This is a genomic window from Pseudenhygromyxa sp. WMMC2535 (genome assembly GCF_011083025.2).
The window spans coordinates 8,259,143-8,277,774 of the sequence record NZ_JABJWV010000001.1; the positions used below are offsets into that span (position 1 = coordinate 8,259,143).

At 70.7% G+C, this 18,632-nt stretch carries 14 protein-coding genes and 1 pseudogene; 7 read left to right on the forward strand and 8 right to left on the reverse strand.

Annotated features, from left to right (window positions below):
* Positions 1–38: 38 nt before the first annotated feature.
* On the reverse strand, positions 39–1,508 hold the full coding sequence (locus tag G6O69_RS31910; protein ID WP_172307247.1) for a DUF4397 domain-containing protein: 1,470 nt from the start codon (positions 1,506–1,508) through the stop codon (positions 39–41).
* An 82-nt stretch (positions 1,509–1,590) separates the two neighbouring features.
* Positions 1,591–2,508 (reverse strand): hypothetical protein, encoded by a 918-nt coding sequence (locus G6O69_RS31915; protein WP_172307248.1) that lies wholly within the window; start codon positions 2,506–2,508, stop codon positions 1,591–1,593.
* Between the two features lie 76 nt (positions 2,509–2,584).
* Between G6O69_RS31915 and G6O69_RS31920 the strand changes: the two genes are divergently transcribed.
* The 3 genes from G6O69_RS31920 to G6O69_RS31930 are packed head-to-tail and all read left to right on the forward strand — an operon-like array spanning position 2,585 to position 4,813.
* Positions 2,585–3,250: a Maf family protein gene (locus G6O69_RS31920; RefSeq protein ID WP_172308379.1), complete on the forward strand. Its 666-nt coding sequence runs from the start codon at positions 2,585–2,587 to the stop codon at positions 3,248–3,250.
* Entirely contained in the window at positions 3,247–3,972 is a 726-nt protein-coding gene (locus tag G6O69_RS31925; RefSeq protein WP_346017109.1) for a YggS family pyridoxal phosphate-dependent enzyme, read from the forward strand. The genes G6O69_RS31920 and G6O69_RS31925 overlap by 4 nt, the downstream gene beginning before the upstream one ends.
* Positions 3,973–3,988: 16 nt before the next feature.
* A complete protein-coding gene (locus G6O69_RS31930) occupies positions 3,989–4,813 on the forward strand; it encodes a glutathione S-transferase C-terminal domain-containing protein (RefSeq protein ID WP_172307249.1) in 825 nt (274 codons plus the stop codon).
* Positions 4,814–4,902: 89 nt separating this feature from the next.
* Here the strand turns inward: G6O69_RS31930 and G6O69_RS31935 are convergent, their stop codons facing one another.
* Positions 4,903–5,373, reverse strand: a complete 471-nt coding sequence (locus G6O69_RS31935; protein WP_172307250.1) for a hypothetical protein — start codon at positions 5,371–5,373, stop codon at positions 4,903–4,905.
* 425 nt (positions 5,374–5,798) lie between these two features.
* On the opposite strand from G6O69_RS31935, the gene G6O69_RS41705 reads away from it, so the two are divergent.
* Positions 5,799–8,642 (forward strand): serine/threonine-protein kinase, encoded by a 2,844-nt coding sequence (locus G6O69_RS41705; RefSeq protein WP_172307251.1) that lies wholly within the window; start codon positions 5,799–5,801, stop codon positions 8,640–8,642.
* 45 nt (positions 8,643–8,687) lie between these two features.
* Here the strand turns inward: G6O69_RS41705 and G6O69_RS31945 are convergent, their stop codons facing one another.
* The 5 genes from G6O69_RS31945 to G6O69_RS31965 form a co-directional block, all read right to left on the reverse strand.
* The gene (locus tag G6O69_RS31945) at positions 8,688–9,932 is read right to left on the reverse strand and encodes an FAD-binding oxidoreductase (RefSeq protein ID WP_346017110.1); all 1,245 of its coding nucleotides are present in this window, start codon (positions 9,930–9,932) and stop codon (positions 8,688–8,690) included.
* Positions 9,929–10,279 carry a (2Fe-2S)-binding protein gene (locus G6O69_RS31950; RefSeq protein ID WP_172307252.1) on the reverse strand — a complete coding sequence of 117 codons (351 nt, stop codon included), beginning with the start codon at positions 10,277–10,279 and terminating at the stop codon, positions 9,929–9,931. The genes G6O69_RS31945 and G6O69_RS31950 overlap by 4 nt, the downstream gene beginning before the upstream one ends.
* Positions 10,276–11,763, reverse strand: a complete 1,488-nt coding sequence (locus G6O69_RS31955; RefSeq protein WP_172307253.1) for a (2Fe-2S)-binding protein — start codon at positions 11,761–11,763, stop codon at positions 10,276–10,278. Before G6O69_RS31955 ends, G6O69_RS31950 begins: the two co-directional genes overlap by 4 nt.
* 91 nt (positions 11,764–11,854) lie before the next feature.
* The gene (locus G6O69_RS31960) at positions 11,855–12,949 is read right to left on the reverse strand and encodes a hypothetical protein (RefSeq protein WP_176397215.1); all 1,095 of its coding nucleotides are present in this window, start codon (positions 12,947–12,949) and stop codon (positions 11,855–11,857) included.
* On the reverse strand, positions 12,897–14,084 hold the full coding sequence (locus tag G6O69_RS31965; protein WP_255215925.1) for an alanine--glyoxylate aminotransferase family protein: 1,188 nt from the start codon (positions 14,082–14,084) through the stop codon (positions 12,897–12,899). The genes G6O69_RS31960 and G6O69_RS31965 overlap by 53 nt, the downstream gene beginning before the upstream one ends.
* A gap of 33 nt (positions 14,085–14,117) precedes the next feature.
* On the opposite strand from G6O69_RS31965, the gene G6O69_RS31970 reads away from it, so the two are divergent.
* The 3 genes and pseudogenes from G6O69_RS31970 to G6O69_RS31980 all read left to right on the forward strand — a co-directional run bounded on the left by G6O69_RS31970 (position 14,118) and on the right by G6O69_RS31980 (position 18,581).
* Positions 14,118–15,407 (forward strand): alanine racemase, encoded by a 1,290-nt coding sequence (locus tag G6O69_RS31970; RefSeq protein WP_172307255.1) that lies wholly within the window; start codon positions 14,118–14,120, stop codon positions 15,405–15,407.
* Positions 15,408–15,452: 45 nt separating this feature from the next.
* Positions 15,453–15,701: pseudogene (locus G6O69_RS42475) on the forward strand (DUF167 domain-containing protein); the annotation flags it as partial.
* A 1,596-nt stretch (positions 15,702–17,297) separates the two neighbouring features.
* Positions 17,298–18,581, forward strand: a complete 1,284-nt coding sequence (locus G6O69_RS31980; RefSeq protein WP_172307256.1) for a citrate synthase — start codon at positions 17,298–17,300, stop codon at positions 18,579–18,581.
* Positions 18,582–18,632 lie beyond the last annotated feature (51 nt).

The following is an 18,632-nucleotide window of genomic DNA, read 5'->3' on the forward strand; positions in this document are numbered from 1 at the left end:
CTACATACCCAGCCTGAATAGTCTGCTAGCCACCCCACTCACTCGAGGTCGAAACGCACACACCAATGGTTGACCTGGCCGCTGTCGCCGAGCCCGGAGTCGCTGACGGACAGTTTCCAGGTCCCTTGAGCCACATCTCCGTCGAAGTCCGCCAGCGAGCCCTGCGGGATGAAATATCCGTCAATCGCCGGCATGACCTCTTCGTCACAGGCATCGACGATCGAGATCGACGCGGCGTCGCCGAGGATCGCTAGCATGTCGGTACCGCCACAAGAGGTGGTGTCCTGGGCCAGGAAGTGATCGGCGAGCAGCACCGTGGTCCCGCCGTCTTTCTGAATCTCGAAGTCGAGGTCGTTGAGCCAGCTGTGGCTGACGTCGAGATAGATGTTGATTTCGGTGAATGCCCCGACCGCGTCGGCGATCACCAGCTCCTGCGACACCCCCGCGTCGTCGCTGTCGGGGATCGCCAGCGCATCGTCGGTGCAGTATTCGACGTCGAAGCAACGCCCGGAGTCGAAGCCCATGCAGTCGGCGGAGCAGCCCAAGGCCCCGCCGAGCAGGCCGAGGTCCTCGCAGGTCATCTCGTAGGGGACGACCTCGTCGCAAAATTCGAGCTCGTCGATGACCCCATCCCCACAGCGGTCGGCGTCGACGCGCACGACCTCGCTGGACCAGAGCTCGAAGAGCTGCGCGAGCAAGAACACCCGATCCTCGTCCGCGCCCTCTTCGACCTCGTTGACCACGTAGAGCGACATGAAGGTGTTCCCCCCGAGATCGGGGACCGAGAAGCTCAGGTCGGGGGCGTCGTCGCCGTCGATGTCGAGGAGTAGATCCTGCGCGCCCACGGGCAGCTCGACGGTCTGGCTGCCCGTGTAGTCGAGGTCTGGAACCAGCGGCTCCAGATCCCCGTCGGCCATGAACACGTTGACCTGCCCCACGTCGGGGGCGACGTGGACGAACTGCTGATAACGCATCTGCGCGGCCGGGACGGCTTCGGCCTGATCGTCGAGCTGCATTCCCATGGGCCCGTCCGCGTAGCCATGGATCACCGCGGTGAAGTAGCTGTAGGCGCTCAGATCGAGCGCGAAGCTCAGCGCGTCCTCGTCGATGGGGACCCCCTGAACCGTCACGGTCATCAGCTGGGTCGTCGAGGGGACCTCGACGTAGCCGGTGCTCCCCGGGAAGGACAGGCCATAGATATGCGGCAAGTCGTCATCGTCGAGGTAGATGTCGACCGCCTCGGCGTTGGGGCTGGCGTTGAGCACCCGCAGCGCGGCGTTGCCCATCAGGTCCGTGGTCTCGCTCTCGTCCGTGTCCGTCGTGTCGGTCTCGGTCTCGCTCTCGTCCGTCTCGGTCTCGCTCTCCCCCGTGTCCGAGTCCGTCGAGCTCCCGACCTCGTCGTCGGTGCTCGTCTGTGTCTCGCTGCTCCCGGTGGCGTCGTCGGAGCAGGCCGCGAGCGCGAGCAGAGACAGCGAGATGAACGAGGTGAGCGTCTGCGTGTTGCGCACTTCACTCAACTACCAGATCGACCCCTGGCTTTGGGGACGAATTCTCGCGCAGCCCCACGCGGCGCGGCCGCCTCACCTCGACTCAGTGACAGTCCAGCGCCTCGAGGCCGATCACCCGGTCGAAGGCATGGGCACCAAATGAACGCCCGCCGTCTCGATAGCGGTGCCGCGCCCAGAAGTCGCGCGGATCTTCGGCGAGCTCGAGCACCCGCCCGCCCTCGACCTCGCGCAGATCGAAGGCGGTGACGTTGGGCTCCTCGCGCAGGTCGAAGAAGAGCTCGATCTGATCGCCGTCGATGCGGTAGGTCAGCGACTCGGTCGTCCAGTCGTCGAAGTCGCCGCGGTGAAACCAACCCACGCCGCGCCCGTCCATGGCCGAGGCTGCGAGCTGATACATGTGGAAGCCCGCACCACCCGTGGCATAGTTGCGGTAGTCGATCCACAGGCGATCGCCCAGCGCCGCGCTCGCGTCTGCGCCCTCGCCCTCCCCCTCCCCCCGCCCTCGCCAGCAGTCCGCGGCCGCGGCGAGGTCGAGATCACTATCGACCAGGTAGTAGCGTGCGCCTGGCTCACGCGGATCCTCGTCGAGGCTCATCCAGCGTCGGCCGTCCTCGTCTCGACCCAGGCGCAGGCGAGTGCGCTGCGTGTCGCCGAGCTTGCGAAAGCGCAGCTCGAGCGCGTCCCCGTCGACGGCGTAGTCGAAGCTGTGCGTGTGGGCGAGGCCGACCTTGCCGTAGCGATACAGACCCTTGCCCTCGCCGTGGAAGTACCAAAAGCGCAGGGGATCGCCCTCCTTGCGGCCCTCGTAGCGCGTCCACAGCCCACGCAGGACGTCCTGCTGCGCCGCCTCGGGCTGGGTGACCGCGTCGACCGGACCCTCGTGCTCGAGGGCGCAGGGCGGCGAAGACGAGGTCATCAGCGCGGAACCGACCGCGAGCGGCACCCCGAGCAGGGCGAAGAGGATGTGAGGGGGCACCGAAGCCTGGGCGGGCGCTGACATGGGGAAAGTGTAGCCGAGCCCGATTGCGCGGACGCCATCCACGAGCGAGCATGTCCGCATCGCCGCCTCGCGCCCCATCGAGCTGATCCTCGCCTCGGCCTCCCCTCGCAGGGCCGAGCTCCTGACCATGGCCGGGCTGCGCTTCGAGCAGCAGCCCGTCGACTGCGACGAGCGCTGGCGGCCCGGCGAGGCCCCCGTCGACTACGCGCGCAGGGTCGCGAGCGCCAAGCTCGAGCTGGCCGTCGCCAAGCTCGAGCTCGAGCGCGCCTTCGCTTCTGGCTCTACCTCTGCCTCTACCTCTGCCTCTGGGCCGACCGAGGTCCCTCTCGTGCTGCTCAGCGCCGACACCACCGTGTGGCTCGACGTCGCCCGGGCGCCCCTGGGCAAGCCCCGAGACCGCGACGACGCCCGGGCGATGCTGCGAGAGCTCTGCGCCGGGCGGCCACACGAGGTGACCACGGCCTGCGCCATCGCTCGCCGCGATCCCGGGCGACCCGAGCTGTGGCGGCGCGAGCTCGTCGAGACCACGACCGTCCACATGCGCGAGCTCGTCGGCCCTGCCTTCGACGAATTCATCGAGCCGCACCTCGACGCCGGCGAGTGGACGGACAAGGCCGGCGGCTACGCGATCCAAGGCCGCGCCGCAGCCCTGGTCACCCGCATCGACGGCAGCTACACCTCCGTCGTCGGCCTGCCCCTCGCGCAGGTCGTCGACGCCCTCGCCCAGGAACCCACGCAGTGACCGACACGCCAACCTCCGATCCGATCGCCGAGCGCCTGCACGCAGTGGAGGCCCGCGTGGCCGCGGCCATCGAGCGCCGCGGGCCGGGCCCCGATGTCCGGCTGATCGGTGTCAGCAAGCGCCAGCCCCTCGCCAAGCTGATCGCCGCGCACACCGCCGGGCTGCGCGACTTCGGTGAGAACTACGCCCAGGAGCTGCGCGACAAACAGCACGACTGGCCAGGGCTGCTCCCAGCTAGCTGGCACTACATCGGTGCGATCCAATCCAACAAGCTCAAGTACCTCGTCGCCAAGACCGCGATGATCCACACGGTCGACCGCCGCGAGCTGATCTCCGCCATCGATCGCCGCGCCCACGAGGCCGGCTGCGTCCAGGACATCCTCTTCGAGGTGGCGATCGCCGGCGAGGCGCAAAAGGCCGGCGCCCCCATCGACGCGCTGCCCGAGCTGCTCGAGGCCTGCGCCTGGACCGAGCACGGCGCGGTCCGCTGCCGCGGCCTGATGATCATCCCTCCCGCCGGCGACGCCGAGCAGACCCGACAGTGGTTTCGCGCGCTGCGAGAGCTTCGCGATCGCCTGCGCGACGAGCTGTGCCCCCGCCTCCCGCGTGAGCGCGTCAGCCTCGGCGAGCTGTCCATGGGCATGAGCGCCGACTTCGAGGTTGCGATCGAAGAAGGCGCCACGATGATCCGCGTGGGCACGGCGATCTTTGGGTCACGTTGAGGCACCGAGGCTCGCAATGACCTGGCGACTGATCACCATCCGGCCCTCGCACTACTGTGAAAAAGCTCGCTGGGCCCTCGACTACTTCAGCCTCCCCTACGTCGAGCGGCCCCAGCTGCCCATGCTGCACTTCCCGGCGGTGGTCGCCGCGCTCCTCCCCCGGCAGGCCGGGCGGGCCGATCCCCAGTCGACGCGCTTCTCCACGCCAGCGCTGATCACCGGCGCGCGCGCGCTGACCGACTCGAGCGAGATCCTGGCCTTCGCCAACGTCCAGGCCAACGACCGCGAGCGCGACCTGTTTTGGACACCGGAGGCCGCCGAGCTCGAGCGCCACTTCAGCGGTCGCTTCGGCGCCGACGTCCGCGTCGCCGTCTATCACACGCTCCTGCCCCACACGGACCTGCTCATCGAGCTCGCCCGCCGCAGCGTCGGCCCCGTCCAGGCGGGGGTGTTCATTGCGAGCCTGCCCGCGATCCGCGTCGGCCTGCGCGAGCGCCTGGGTGTCCGCGAAGATCGAGCGCAGCGCGCCTGGTCGCGCATCACGGCCATGTTCGACGAGGTCGACGCCCGCCTCGATGACGGCCGCCCCTTCCTGTGCGGCGATCGCTTCAGCGCCGCCGATCTCAGCTTCGCCGCGCTCGCCTCCCTGGCCCTCGGCGTCGGCCACAGCGATGGCTACGGCGCGTGGATCCCCGAGCTCGACGCCCTCGGCGGCGAGCTCGAGGCCCGCGCTCGTCAGCTGCGCGCGCGGCCCTCCGGCGCCTTTGTCCTGCGCATGTTCGCCGAGCACCGTGGTCGGCGCGCGCTGCCTTGTCGCGTCGGCCAGCACGAGACCCGCTGAGCGTCCGCCCCGCCCAAAAGACGAACCCCGAGGCCGGCTGCGCCGATCTCGGGGTCGCCCCGCTCTCGCTCTCCTCGAGAAGCTTCTATTTAGAGGCCTGCGCTGCCGCAGCGGCCGTCGAGCAGCGCGGCGATCAGCAGCTTGCGCGTGTCGGTGGTCAGCTCGAGATCGACGTTCGCCTCGAGTGCCACGACCTCGTAGTTGCCCCACCACACCCCCGCGCCCGAGTAGGTGAGCTGCAGCTTGTCCCACTCCCGCCAGTCCTTGTCGCGCAGGCGGGGGACGTCGACCTCACCCGCGAACACGCGATCACCCACTAGCGTGAACAACACCTCGTCCTCGGGGGTGCTGGCGTTGAGGTCGCGCAAGGTGGCGGCGCCCTTGGTGAACTCGAACGCGCAGGTCTGGTTGTCCTCGGCGTCGTAGATGCCGACGTCGTCGAAGCTCAGCACCAGCTCTCCGATGTTGGCGCCGCCGCCGTGATAGACGTCGATATCGAGGAGCTGCCAGATGACGGTGTCACCGTCATCTTCGTCATCTTCATCACTAGCTTGACTCAACTCGATGCACACATCATCCGCCTCGCGAAAGCTCTCGCTTTGGGCGTTCTCAGCGCCATCACAGGCGGGGGTGAGGGCGAGAAGAGGAAGGAGCGAGAGGGCGAGCGTAGTGTTGCGCATGGAGGGGTCTCCGTCGTTCGGACTATGGAGTAAATATGAGTGAAACTACAATTTTAAGCCAGATCAAAATGGAAAAAAAATAGGGCTGTAGCCTACTCCAGACTGCGCCCTTTGCCCAAATTCGCATTTTTGTGCATCTTTTCAGTGTCACTGAAATCGTGTTCCACAGTGACGAAAAAAAAGGTCAGAGATTAGGAAAATTATCCCTCTACTCATGGCCGGAACGGTGGGTTGGGGTGTGTGTTTTCGAGCAATCAGCGCCACTGAGTGCGAACACGAGCGCGCGATACAATGGCGTCGCGCTCATGGACTCCGAGCCCAAGCTCGACAGGTCACAGATGACCAACTACACGGTCGCGGACCTGGACAGCGATCCGGGCGAGGCGCGCGTCCGTTCGACCGTCGGGCGCTACATCATCCTCGACTCGATCGGCATGGGTGGCATGGGCCTGGTCTGCGCGGCCTACGATCCCAAGCTCAACCGCAAGGTCGCGCTCAAGCTGCTGCGCAACGCGAGCGGCGACGAGACAAACACCTCGGGACGCAGCCGACTGTTCCGCGAGGCCCAGGCCCTCGCGCGGCTCAGCCACCCGAACGTCGTGACCGTGCACGACGTCGACGTGTTCGAAGATCAGGTCTACATCGCGATGGAGTTCGTCGAGGGCACGAACCTGCGCGAGTGGCTGCGCGACGCCCCGCGGCCTTGGGGGGCCGTGCTCGACAAGTTCATCCAGGCCGGGCGCGGCCTCGAGGCCGCGCACGCGGCGGGCATCATCCACCGCGACTTCAAGCCCTCGAACGTGCTGCTCAGCAAGGAGGGGGACGTCCGCGTGGCCGACTTTGGCGTGGCCAAGGAGCGCCCTCGCGGCGCGGACAGCCAGCGCGCCGCGCCCGACAGCGAGGCCGAGCGCGCGGAGCTCGATCGACACCGCCGGACCATCGACGGCGACTCCATCGACGGCACGGCCGAGGACGCGCTGATCGAGGAGATCCAGTCGAACGCCGACGCCGAGCTGACCGTCGCCGGGCGGCTCGTGGGCACGCCCGCCTACATGGCGCCCGAGCAGCACATGGACCTGCGCCTCGGGCCCTACACCGATCAGTACGCCTTTTGCGTGAGCCTCTACGAGGCGCTCTACGGCCGCCTGCCCTTCGAGAGCCTCGATCGCCGCGAGCGCCTGGCCAAGATGACCGCGGGCAAGCTCCCGCCGCCGCCGCGCGAGGGCAACGCCCGCGCCGTGCCCTTGTGGGTGCACAAGGTCATCGCCCGCGGCCTCGCCCCGCAGCCCGCCGAGCGCTGGCCGTCCATGGGCGCCCTGCTCGACGCGCTCCAGCGCGACCCCAAGCGCCGGCGCCGACGGGTCACGCTGATCGCCCTCGTGTTCCTCGGCGTGGCCGCGGGCGTGCTCGGCTTCGCCCTCGGTCAGGAGGACGAGGACGATCTATGCGACGGCGTCGGGGACGAGATCCACGAGTCCTGGGGCGAGCTCCAGCGCGAGCGCATCCAGACCGTGTTCGCCGAGTCGAGCAAGCCCTTCGCCAACGACTCGGCCAGGCGGGTGATCCAGACCCTCGACGTCTGGGCCGAGACCTGGGCGGCCGAGCGCACCGAGATCTGCCGGGCGACACAGGTCGTCGGCGAGCAGTCCGAGCGGCTCATGGACGTGCGCATGGACTGCCTCGATCAGGCCCGGCAAGACTTCTCGGCCCTCGTCGACGTGCTCACCGAGGCCGACGACGAGGTCGTCGAGCGGTCCACGGGCGCGGCCTCGGGTCTGCGCAGGCCGACGGTCTGCGCCACGGTCAAGGCCAGCGACGAGTCCGATCCCGAGGTCCTCGACGCCCTGAGCCTCGAGAAGCTCGCGGCCATCGACAGCGAACTCGACCGCGCCCGCGCCCGCGCCCGGCTGAGCAAGTTCGACGAGAGCCTGCCCCTGCAGTCGCGCGCGGTCGAGCGCGCCCGCGGCCTCGATCACCCGAGCACCTTGTTGCGCGCGCTGCTCGAGCTCGCCGAGTCCCAGCTCGAGACCGGCGACGCCGAGGGCGGCGAGGCCAGCTTGCGCGAGGCCATCGGCCTCGCCGCGCAGCTCGATGACCCCGAGCAAGAGGCCCGCGCGTGGACGCGGCTGATCCACGCGATCGGCTACCGCCAGGATCGCCCGATCGAGGGCAAGGCGTGGACCCTCGCCGCGAGCTCGGCGATCATCCGCGCCGGCGACCAGCCCGAGCTGTGGCTGCGCTACGACAACGCCTACGCGGCCCTGCTGCACCGCGACGGCAAGTACGCCGAGAGCCTCGAGCGCTACCAGTCCGCCCTCGAGCGCGCCCGCGAGGTCTTTGGCGAGGAGGATCCGATCACCTTGCTGCTGATGGTCAACACCGGCGGCGCGCTCGGATCGCTCGAGCGCTACGACGAGGCCAAGACCCTGCTGCGCGAGGCCGCGACCCGCTACAAGAACGTCTACGGCCCGACCCACCCCAAGCTCGCCGCGGTCTACATCAACCTCGGTAACGCCTACACCCTCGACGGCGACCTCGAGAAGGCCGACGAAGCCCTGCGCGCGGCCCTCGACATCCGCGAGCAGGTCTTTGGCGCCGACTCCCCGCACATCGCCGTGGTCCTCCAGGCCATCGCCAACGTCAACACCAAGCGTGGCCGGCACCAGGAGGCCCTCGTCGACTTCCAGCGCGCGGCCGAGATCTTCGTCGCCGACAGCGGGACCCAGTCGAGCGAGTTCGCCGTCGCGCAGATCAACATCGGGCGCATGTGGCAGGAGCTCGGCGACTACGAGCAGGCCCGCGAGGCCTACGATCGCGCCCTCGAGATCTATGATCGGCTCCACCCCGAGCCGCACTACTCCCGCGTCCGCCTGCACCTGCGTCGCTGCCGGCTCTTCGCCAAGGCGGCGCTGTGGAGCGACGCCGCCGGGGCCTGCCAGGACGGCCTCGAGGAGGGCAAAGCCACCGGCGAGCGCGCCGCCGGGCTGCTGCCCCTGCTCTACGAGACCCTCGCCGAGGTCGAGGACGCCCGCGGGCGCAGCCTCTTCGCCGAGCGTGCTCGCACCGAGGCCGAGGCCCTGCGCCAGGTGCCGCTGAGCGAGCCGCCGCCCGCCGAGCTTCAGCCCAAGCCCGAGTCTCAGCCCCAGTAACCCATAGCCAGTAACCCATAGCCAGTAACCGCTCCCGCGCGCGCCTCAGCCGATGATCATGTCCTCGCGCCGCGCCGCCCGGCCGTCGCGGAAGCGGCAGGGATCCCAGCGCGTCAGCATCGGGTGGGCCTCGCCGAGGACCAGCCAGCGCGCGAGCAGGCGGCCCACGGCGGGGGCCATCATGAAGCCGTGACCCGTGAACCCGCACACCTGGATCAGCGCCGGGTGATCGGGGCTCGGCCCGACCATCGCGTCGCCGTCGGGGGAGATGTCGTAGGGCCCCGACCACTGGCGCAGCGGCGAGAGGTGACGGGCCACGGGCAGCACGCGGATCAGCGCCCGCGAGACGTTGGACAAAAAGCGCAGGCTCGAGCCGAGCTCGACCCCCTCGGCCGTGGGCTTGCCCGGTGGATCGGGCATGGTGATGCCGGTGACGATCTCGCCGCGGGTGCTCTGCGAGAAGTACAGCCCGGTCTCGAGGTCGACGACGAGGGGATCCAAGAAGGGCTTGAGCGGCTCGCTCGACAGGATCTCGTGGCGGTGGGGATGGTTGGGCAGCTCGATGCCCAGGCCGCGGTTGATGCCCACGCTCCAGGCCCCGGTCGCGTTGATCACCCGGGCCGCCCGCACGCGCTCGCCCGTGGACAGGCGCGCCACGTAGCCGCTCCCGGACGCGGGTTCGAGGGACTCGACGCTGGTGTGCGTGCGCAGGCTGACCCCGCGAGCGACCGCCTGGCCGGCGTAGCCCCACACGAACGGCCAGGGGAAGACCACGCCGTCCTCGGGGTTGAAGGCGGCCACGCGGACCTCGGAGACGTCGAGCTCGGGCACGAGCTCGAGGGCCTCGCGGGCCGCGAGCAGGCGCGTCGGCGCGCCGACTTGCTCGTGGATCGCCACGTTGCGGTGCAGGCGACGCTCGCCCGACTCGGTCCGCGCCAGGAACAGATAGCCGCCCTGGCGAAACCACAGGTTGATGTTCAGGCGCTGGGCGAGGTGGCGGCAGATCTCGATGCTCTCGCGCATCAGCGCGACGTTGCCGGCGTCGCCCCACTGCATGCGCAGGCCTCCGCCGTTGCGCCCGGAGGCCCCCGAGACCAGGTAGCTGCGCTCGACCACCGCGATCTTGTTCGGGTCGATGGTCCCGAGCTTGCTCGCCCCGCGCCCAGCCGGCGCGGCCGCGAGCTCGGCGAGGTTGTAGGCCAGCGACAGGCCCATGATCCCCCCGCCGATGATCAACAAGTCGAGCTCCTCGGCGAGCTCGGCCCGCGGGCTGCCCAGGGCGACGCTCACGGCTCCCTGGCCTCCTCCCCCGAGGGCTCCCCTCCCGGCTCCCCCGTGGCGTGCTCCGGCGGCGAGGGATCGATGAAGGGATCGGGGACCGTGGCCAGGGCGCCGAAGCTGACCTGCTCCACGGGCGGCCGCGCGGTGAAGGGGCGCAGGCGCTCGGGCGCGACGATCCCCCGGCGAACGAGCGCGCAAGCGAGGGCCGATACGCACTCCTTGCCCTGGCACGGCCCGGTGCCCAGGCCCGTGTAGCGCTTGATCTCTTCGATGGTCGAGAGCCCCGCCGCGAGGGCGTGGTCGAGGTCGCTCAGCGCCACGTCTTCGCAGCGGCACAAGAACACGCGATCGCTCATGGCTGGCCTCCGTCGGAAGCGGGCTCGGGCGCAGGCTCGGGATCGGCGAAGGCGTCTCCGACCACCGGGCGCTCGCGCATGACCGGGGGCGCCGGAGGCTCGACGGGGACGAAGTGGCGGGCGCGGTCGCTGGGCGCGTCGAGGGCCAGGGCCGAGACCACGGCCTCGGCGACCCGCGCCCCGTCGCGCGCGGCCGCCCCGTCGCCGATGAAGCCGCACAGGTCTCCGCAAGCCCACAGGCTCGTCGCGCCCAGGCTCCCGCAGCGCCCCTGCGCCTCGCGGACCACACAAAAGCCCGCGCCGTCGAAGCGCAGCTCGACCCCGGCCATGGCCGGGAGCTCGTGGGCCGCGGCCGGGCGCGCCGCCACGGCCAGGAGCGCGCAGCTGATCCGCCCCCCGCGACACAAGAGCGCCTCGAGGCGATCGCCGCCCACGGCCCGCTCGATGTCCTCGGGGGCGACGCACTCGACCCTGGGCGCGCCTGGGCTGCGCAGCGCGTCGAGAGCCGCGCGCTGCGTCTCGGCCCACTCGCCCTCGCCCACGACCACGCAGCGCCCAGCGATGCGCGCGTCGGCCCGGCGCAGCGCCCGGATCAGCCCGCGCGCGGCGACGATCCCCGGGAGGTCGTTGTTGGCGAAGGGGATCATCGGATCCCGGGAGCCCGTGGCGAAGATCAGGTGGCGCGGCCGGACGCTGCGCAGGCGCTCGAGTTCTTCGCCCTCCCCCGCGTCCCCGCCCCCGCTCACGCCTACACGGCGATCGATCTCGCTGGTCGCGAGCACAGCCCGGACCTCGCCCGCGGGCGACCACGGCCCCGGATAGAGGCCAAAGGCGCCGCAGCGAGCGACCAGCTGAGCAGGGAGCGCCTCGCCCTCGGCCAGCGCGGCCTCGAGCTGCGCGCGATCGCGGCGCTCGACGACCAGGTGATCCACGCCGAGGCGCTCGAAGGTCGCCGCCGCCGCGCGCCCGGCCGCGCCCGCGCCGACGATGACCACCGGCAGGTGATGATCGACGTGCTCGCAGGCCCGCTCGCCCACGCCTTCGGGCAGCTCGCCAAAGCCGGTGAGGTTGCGGGCGAAGGCCTGCATCAGCTCGTTGGCCAGGCGCGGGCGGACCATGAGGTGGTGGTGATCCATGCCCCCCGGGAACAGGTGATCGACGATCGCCGTGGGGTCGAGGCGGCGCGGCTTGTAGCTGTTTTGCGAGCTCACCCGCATGCCCTCGCGCACCGCCGTGGTGCAGGCGCGGACGTTGGGTCGGCCGTCGACGCGGACCAGGCAGGTGCCACAGTCGCCGCTGAGACAGTAGGGTCCGCGCGGGCGCCTGTACTTCGCCGAGCGGCTGGTCATCAGCGCGCCCGCGGCGATCAACGCCGTCGCCAGCGTGTCCGTGGCCTGGGCTTCGACCAGCGCCTCGTCGAAGCGCAGATGAACGGGCGAGCCGGGCGGTCCGGCGGGCACGAGCAGCGGTCGCTCACGGCTCACGGCTCACGTTGTTAGCAGGTTTTCCCGCGAAAATCGCTCCCGTCGCGTCCGCCCTCGTGCTCGCGCCGGCTCGATCGCCGCGCGCCCACGGTCACAGTGAACCGGCGATCGCAGCGCCAGCTGGGCCTCCCCCTCGACCCGACTCGGGCTGGGAGAGTAGCCCGAGCACGACCTCGGCCACGCCGGCCGCCAGCGAGTCGTAGTCGCCCTGCTCGGCGTAGGGGATGTGCAGGAAGTAGACCTCACCCAGACGCTGCCCCGGGTCGGCCTCGTGCACGGCCGCGAGCGCGTTGAAGTGGGTCTCGTTGCACAGGTAGGTGTTCTCTCGCCGCGCCTGGGCGACGAGGATCTCGTAGCCCGCGAGGGTCTCCCCCGCGAGCGCGTCGATCTGTCCCGGGATCGCGCTGCCCTCGGGGGCCGGCAGCACCTCGCCGGAGATCCCTGGGGGCAGACCGATCGGCCCGGGCCGCTCCTCGCCGAGGGCGTCGGCGCCGGCCCGTAGATCGAAGGCCCCGGCCTCGAGCTGGAGGGCGTCGGTGCGATCGTAGATCCCCAGGCCGATGTTGACGATCACGTCGACGTCGCGCGGGACCTCGGCGAACACCCCCCAGGTCACGGGCAAGGTCGAGAAGCGCCACTCGACGCCGGGGGCCGCCGCGCGCAGACGATCGACGAGCGGGCCCTCCCACGCCATCTCGTCTCCCCCGCTGCGCTCGTCGCCGACGAGCAGGCGGCAGCTCGGGTTGTCGCGGCAGCGCCAGACATTGGGCGGCTCGCCGAGCTCGCGCCAGTCGTTGAAGCCGGTGACCAGCACGCGCAGCCCCTCGGGGAGCTCGCGCGCCTCGCTCGACGCGGGGCTCGGCCGAGGCTGGGCCGCGCCCGCGTCGACGGCCGCCGTGTCGTCTTGGGTCTCACCACGGACCCCTGGGGCGGGGTTGACGTTGCCCGACGAGCAGGCCGCGGCGAGGGTCAGCGTCAGCGAGAGCGCCAGGGACATGCGCGAGGCCAGCACCGCGCGATGGTACCAGCCCCGCGCCACTGCGCGGGTCGACTCGACCGGCTCGACCGGCTCGACCGGCTTGGATTGATCAGTCGGCTCGGTCGGCTCGGTCGGCTCGGCCGGCTCGGATTGATCAGCCGTAGGTCGCCAGGGCCGCCGCGACGCCGCGGCCCTGACCGGCGCCATCGAGGGCGCCGCGCATCACGTCGTCGACCGCCGCGAGGCAAGCCAGCACGTTTCGCCGCGAGCAGGCCGAGCCCATCAGCCCGATGCGCCAGACCTTGCCGGCGAGATCACCGAGGCCGCCGCCGACCTCGAGGCCGTAGTCGGCGAGCAGGCGCCGGCGCGCCGCGGCCTCGTCGAAGCCCTCGGGCAGCTCGACGACGTTGAGCTGAGGCAGGCGGTGCTCGGCGGCGACCCGCAGGGGCAGGCCGATGGCCTCGAGGCCCGCCGCCAGCGCCTGGTGGTGGTGGCGGTGGCGCGCCCAGGCGGCCTCGAGGCCCTCCTCGGCGAGCATGCGCAGGGCCTCGTGGAGCCCGTAGATCGCGTTGACCGGCGCCGTGTGGTGGTAGGCCCGCTTGGCCCCGCCGCCCCAGTAGCCCATGACCAGGCCGAGATCCAAGAACCAACTCTGGACCGGGGTGGAGCGGGCCTGCACGCGCTCGATGACCCGCTGCGAGAAGGACACGGGCGAGAGCCCCGGCGCGCAGGACAGGCACTTTTGCGAGCCCGAGTAGACGGCGTCGAGCCCCCAGGCGTCGACCTCGAGGGGCACCCCGCCCAGAGAGGTGACGGCGTCGACGACCACCAGGCAGCCGTGTGCGTGGGCGAGCTCGGCCAGCGCCTTGGCGTCGGACAGCGCCCCCGTCGAGGTCTCGGCGTGGACGAAGGCGACGAGCTTGGCGTCGGGGTTGGCCTTCAGCGCGTCCTCGACCTTGCCGGGATCCACGGGCGCCCCCCAGGCGTCGTCGACGGGGATCACCCGGCCACCGCAGCGCTCGACGATGCTGCGCATGCGCCCGCCGAACACCCCGTTGCGACAGACCACCACGCCGTCGCCGGGCTCGACGAGGTTGACCAGGCAGGCCTCCATGCCCGCCGACCCCGGCGCCGAGATCGGGAAGGTCAGCTGATTTTGCGTGCGCATCGCGTACTGGAGCAGCTGCTTGACCTCGTCCATGAGGCCGACGAAGGCCGGATCGAGGTGGCCGACGGTCGGGCGGGCCATGGCCGCGAGCACCCGCGGGTGGACGTCGCTGGGGCCGGGGCCCATCAAGATGCGTTGGGGGGCTTCGAAGGGCGGGAATTCGGGGGCAGGCATGATCTCGGGGTGGTTGTAACCTATCGTCCGGTCATGCCCGAGCCCGGGAGCCCGCGCGCCGATCTCGTGAACACTGCCGCTGTCGCGACCGACGCCGAGGCCGCGAGGCGCGAGGCCGCCCGCCTGCGTCAGGCCCTCGCGCCGCTGACCGACACGCTGATCACTCCGGCGCTCGTCCTCGACCTCGACGCCCTCGAGCACAACCTGGCGGCGAGCGTCGCCCGCTTTGGCGCGGCCGAGCGCTGGCGCCCGCACCTCAAGACCAGCAAGCAGGCCGTGGTCGTCGACAGCATGCTCCGCGCGGGCCTGCGCCACTTCAAGGTCGCGACCTTGGACGAGCTCGCCCTCACCCTCGAGACTTGGGCGGCCTGGGCAGCTCGGCCCCCCATGACGAAGCGCGAGCGCGAGCTAGCGATCGACATCGTCGTCGCCTATCCGCTCCAGCGGGCCGCCCTCGCCGGCGCCCTGGCCTTGCTTCGCGCCCACGCCGCGGACGCCGCGGACGCCCGCCCCCGGGTGACCTTGCTCGCCGACTCCCCGGCGCACCTCGACGCCCTCGGCCGCTGGGCCGGTGAGCTGGGCTGGCCCGGGCCGCTCCCGGTGCTGCTCGACGTCGACCTGGGCATGGCCCGCACCGGCGCGCCGCCGGCTGCATGGCGCGACACCGAGCTGCCCCTGACACCCCGCCTCGCCCTCGCCGGGCTCCACGGCTACGACGGGCACCTGCGCTGGGACGAGCGCGCGGCCGCCTTCGCCGGCTACGACCAGCTCTGCGCCCTCGCCCGAGAGCTCGGCGCGCGCCTCGGCAGCGAGCTCGCCACCCTCGAGCTGCTGACCTCGGGCACCCACAGCTACGCCCACGCCCTGGACCACCCCGCGCTGGCCAGCGGCCCCTGGCGCCACCGGATCTCCCCCGGGACCATCGTCCTCGACGATCTCCGCTCGGCCCCGGCGGCGGCGGACATCGGCCTGCGCCAGGCCGCCTACGTGGCCAGCCGAGTGATCAGCGCAGCCCCCGGGCGCGTCACCTTGGACGCCGGGAGCAAGGCGATCACCCCCGACGCCGGCGCTCGACCGAGCTGCGCGGTCCTCGGCCACCCAGACCTGCGCCCCCTCGGCGCCAGCGAGGAGCACCTCCCCTGCGCCCACACCGATCCCGCCGAGCCAGCACCCGAGCTGGGCGAGCTGGTCTTGCTGATCCCCGATCACGTGTGCACGACCGTCAACCTCCACCGCGAGGCGCTGTGGATCCGCGGCGATCGCTGCGTTGGCCGCGGGCCCGTGGGCGCGGCTGGACACCGGGCGAGCGCCCCCTCGCCCTGAACTTCGGGCTTTGACGTCCCCCTCCGCCCCCTTTATCGTGCGCGAGTGCTCCGCCTGCGCCCAGACGGCGACGTCGAGCTAGACGTCCAGGCGGTCCCCCGCGCCTCTCGGGACGCGGTCGGAAAGGTCCACGGCGATCGCCTCAAGATCCACGTCAAGGCGCCGCCGGTGGACGGCGAGGCCAACGAGGCGCTGCTTCGACTGCTGCGCAAGGTCCTGGGCGTCGGCCGTGAAGACCTCGAGCTCCTGCGCGGGCAGACGGGCAAGCGCAAGACCGTGAAGATCTGTGGCCTCGGCCGCGAGGTGATCCTCGCCAAGCTCGGCCTCGAGCTGCCCACCAACAGCAACGCGGGATCGGGATCGGGATCGGGCGCTTCATCGCCGAGCGCCCTGCTTGCGAGCCTCCTCACCCTGAGCGCCAGCGTCGGCCCGGCCGCGTGCACCGAGGCCCGCGAGCTGCCGATCACCGTGCTCCTCCCCGCGGACACCAGCGATCTCGAGCGGGCCGACAACGCCAGCTTGATCCTCCGCCCCGGCGGCGATCCCTACACCTTCGCCGTCGACGGCACCTCCTTCACCCTCGAGCTCGAGGGTGAGCCGAGCACGACCCTCCAGCAGCTCGAGCTCTACCTCGCCGAGGGCGACAGCCTGCTCGCCTGGGGCTCGACGCCGAGCTTCGCCACGGCCGCGAGCGTCGAGGAGGACGCGCTGGCGCTCTTCTTGGCCCGGCCGGGGCGGCTCTCGACCTGGCCCGAGGCCCTCGAGACCCCCGACCCCGACCTGCTCGCGACCGTCGCCGCGGGCCGGGGCATGCTCCTGGTCGAGAGCGACGGCGACACCTACCTGCTCAACCACTTCACCCTCGAGCTCGAGACCGGCGCCCGGCTCCCCGACAGCGTCGACTTCGGCGTCGAGGATGGCGGCCTGTTCACGGCCTCCGACGGCGGCGTGATCCGCCTCGCCTACGAGGACCTCGCCCCCCAGGCCTGGCGCTACGAGCCCAGCGACGACACCTGGACCGAGCTCAGCGTCGACGGCTCCGACGAGATCGGCCCGCTGCCCGGGGCCGCGGTCCTCGTCGATCCCGATCAGACCCGGATCTACCTGCTCGGGGGTGGGGAGCACACCGACGCCGTGGCCATCGATCTCCTCGTCGACGACGAGGGCACCCTCGCCGCCGCCCCCGTCGCCGACTTCGCCCTCGACCGCCCGCGCCCCGGCGCCGTCGCGCTGTGGCTGCCCAGCGCCGACGATCCCATCGCCGACGCGCTGATCGTCGGCGGCGGCGAGGCAGACAGCACCGGCGCCCCCGCGGTCCTCGCCAGCACCGGCGAGGGTTTTGGCGAAGACCTCGGCCTGCTCACGGGCCACGCCTGCGCGCTCCTGCGCGGGCCCAGCCTCGACGAGCCCGGCGCAGACGAGCAGTCCAGGGTGCTCTGCGTCGGCGGCACGCTCGACGATCTGAGCAGCGACGCCGGCTTGTTCCTCGATCCCGCCAGCGCGCAGACCTCGTTGGTCTCCGGGTTTTTGCCCGTCGCCATGGCCGATCCTCTCCTGCTCGCAGACGACCTTGCGCTGTACGCGCAAGGCGAAAGTCGGTGGTTCCGCATCGATCGGTCCGAGGAGAGTGTCTCCGAGCCCGAGAGCTCCGCTCTACGCGCGCACGGAGGCCATTCCGTTTCACTCGCCACTGGTGCTACCTTCCTGGTCGGTGGCGTCGACGGCGACGACACTGCGCTGGATCGCTGGCAGGTCTTCATGCCCGCCATCGATCCCTGACGCGACGCTGATTTCACTCGACGCCTCCATCCATCCTGCGCATTATCTCTCGCGGCCGTCGCCCCACCGGCCAGCGAAACGACGACCCTCGGGGCAGCCCACGGAGCTGCAATGGCGGACACGCTCACAGTCACCGACAACCGAACTGGAAAGACCTACGAACTCGCCATCAACGATGGCACCGTCAAGGCCATCGACCTACGAGACATCAAGGTCGACGAAGAAGACTTCGGGCTGATGGTCTACGACCCAGCCTTCAAGAACACTGCCGCCTGCCGCTCGTCGATCACCTTGATCGACGGTGACAAGGGCATCCTTCGCTACCGCGGCTACCCCATCGAGCAGCTCGCCGAGCAGTCGACCTTCCTCGAGGTCGCGTACCTGCTGCTGTGGGGCGAGCTCCCGTCCAAGAGCGAGCTCGACAGCTGGGTCAACGAGGTCACCCACCACACCTACGTGCACCAGTACGTGCTCCGTGGCATGGAGGGCTTCAAGTGGGACGCCCACGCCATGGGCAAGGTCGTCTCGATGCTCGGCACCTTGTCGACCTTCTACGGCGACAGCAAGAAGGTCCGCGACCCCAAGGTCCGCCGCGAGCACATCGTCAAGATCATCGCCAAGATGCCGACGATCGCCGCGTGGTGTTACCGGCACATGCTCGGCCGGCCCTACATCTACCCGGACAACGAGCTCAGCTACGCCGGCAACTTCATGAACATGCTCTTCCGCATGGCCGAGCCGCGCTACAAGCCCGACCCGATCATCGAGCGTGCCCTCGACGTGCTCTTCATCCTGCACGCCGACCACGAGCAGAACTGCTCGGCCAGTGCCGCCCGCGCCGTGGGCTCGGCCGAGACCGATCCCTACTGCTCCCTGGCCGCCGCCTCCGCGGCGCTCTACGGCCCGCTCCACGGCGGCGCCAACGAGGCCGTGCTCCGCATGCTGCGCGAGATCGGCAGCGTCAGCGAGATCCCCGCCTTCATCGAGGGCGTGAAGAAGCGCGAGCGCCGGCTCATGGGCTTCGGCCACCGGGTCTACAAGAACTACGACCCGCGCGCGCGGATCATCAAGGGCCTCGCCCACCAGGTCTTCGAGGTCACCGGCAAGAACCCCTTGCTCGACATCGCCCTGGAGCTCGAGAAGATCGCCCTCGACGACGACTTCTTCGTGAGCCGCAAGCTCTACCCCAACGTCGACTTCTACTCGGGCCTGATCTACCAGTCGATCGGCTTCCCGGTCGAGTTCTTCCCCGTGCTCTTCGCCATCCCCCGCGCCGCCGGCTGGCTCGCGCAGTGGAAGGAGATGCTCGAGGACCCCGAGCAGAAGATCGCCCGTCCCCGCCAGATCTACACCGGCTACGACGAGCGCCCCTACGTCCCCGTCGACGAGCGCTGAGCCCCGCGCTCACGCGCGCGAAGAGCCCCCGAGGATCCTCCTCTGGGGCTC

What these genes read in the sequence shown, in the direction of transcription:
- G6O69_RS31950 (WP_172307252.1), bottom strand. Translation starts at nt 10,279, where the DNA reads ATGAGCGATCGCGTGTTCTTGTGCCGCTGCGAAGACGTGGCGCTGAGC.
- G6O69_RS31915 (WP_172307248.1), bottom strand. Translation starts at nt 2,508, where the DNA reads ATGTCAGCGCCCGCCCAGGCTTCGGTGCCCCCTCACATCCTCTTCGCC.
- G6O69_RS31980 (WP_172307256.1), top strand. Translation starts at nt 17,298, where the DNA reads ATGGCGGACACGCTCACAGTCACCGACAACCGAACTGGAAAGACCTAC.
- G6O69_RS31970 (WP_172307255.1), top strand. Translation starts at nt 14,118, where the DNA reads ATGCCCGAGCCCGGGAGCCCGCGCGCCGATCTCGTGAACACTGCCGCT.
- G6O69_RS31965 (WP_255215925.1), bottom strand. Translation starts at nt 14,084, where the DNA reads ATGCCTGCCCCCGAATTCCCGCCCTTCGAAGCCCCCCAACGCATCTTG.
- G6O69_RS41705 (WP_172307251.1), top strand. Translation starts at nt 5,799, where the DNA reads ATGGACTCCGAGCCCAAGCTCGACAGGTCACAGATGACCAACTACACG.
- G6O69_RS31960 (WP_176397215.1), bottom strand. Translation starts at nt 12,949, where the DNA reads ATGGCGCCGGTCAGGGCCGCGGCGTCGCGGCGGCCCTGGCGACCTACG.
- G6O69_RS31930 (WP_172307249.1), top strand. Translation starts at nt 3,989, where the DNA reads ATGACCTGGCGACTGATCACCATCCGGCCCTCGCACTACTGTGAAAAA.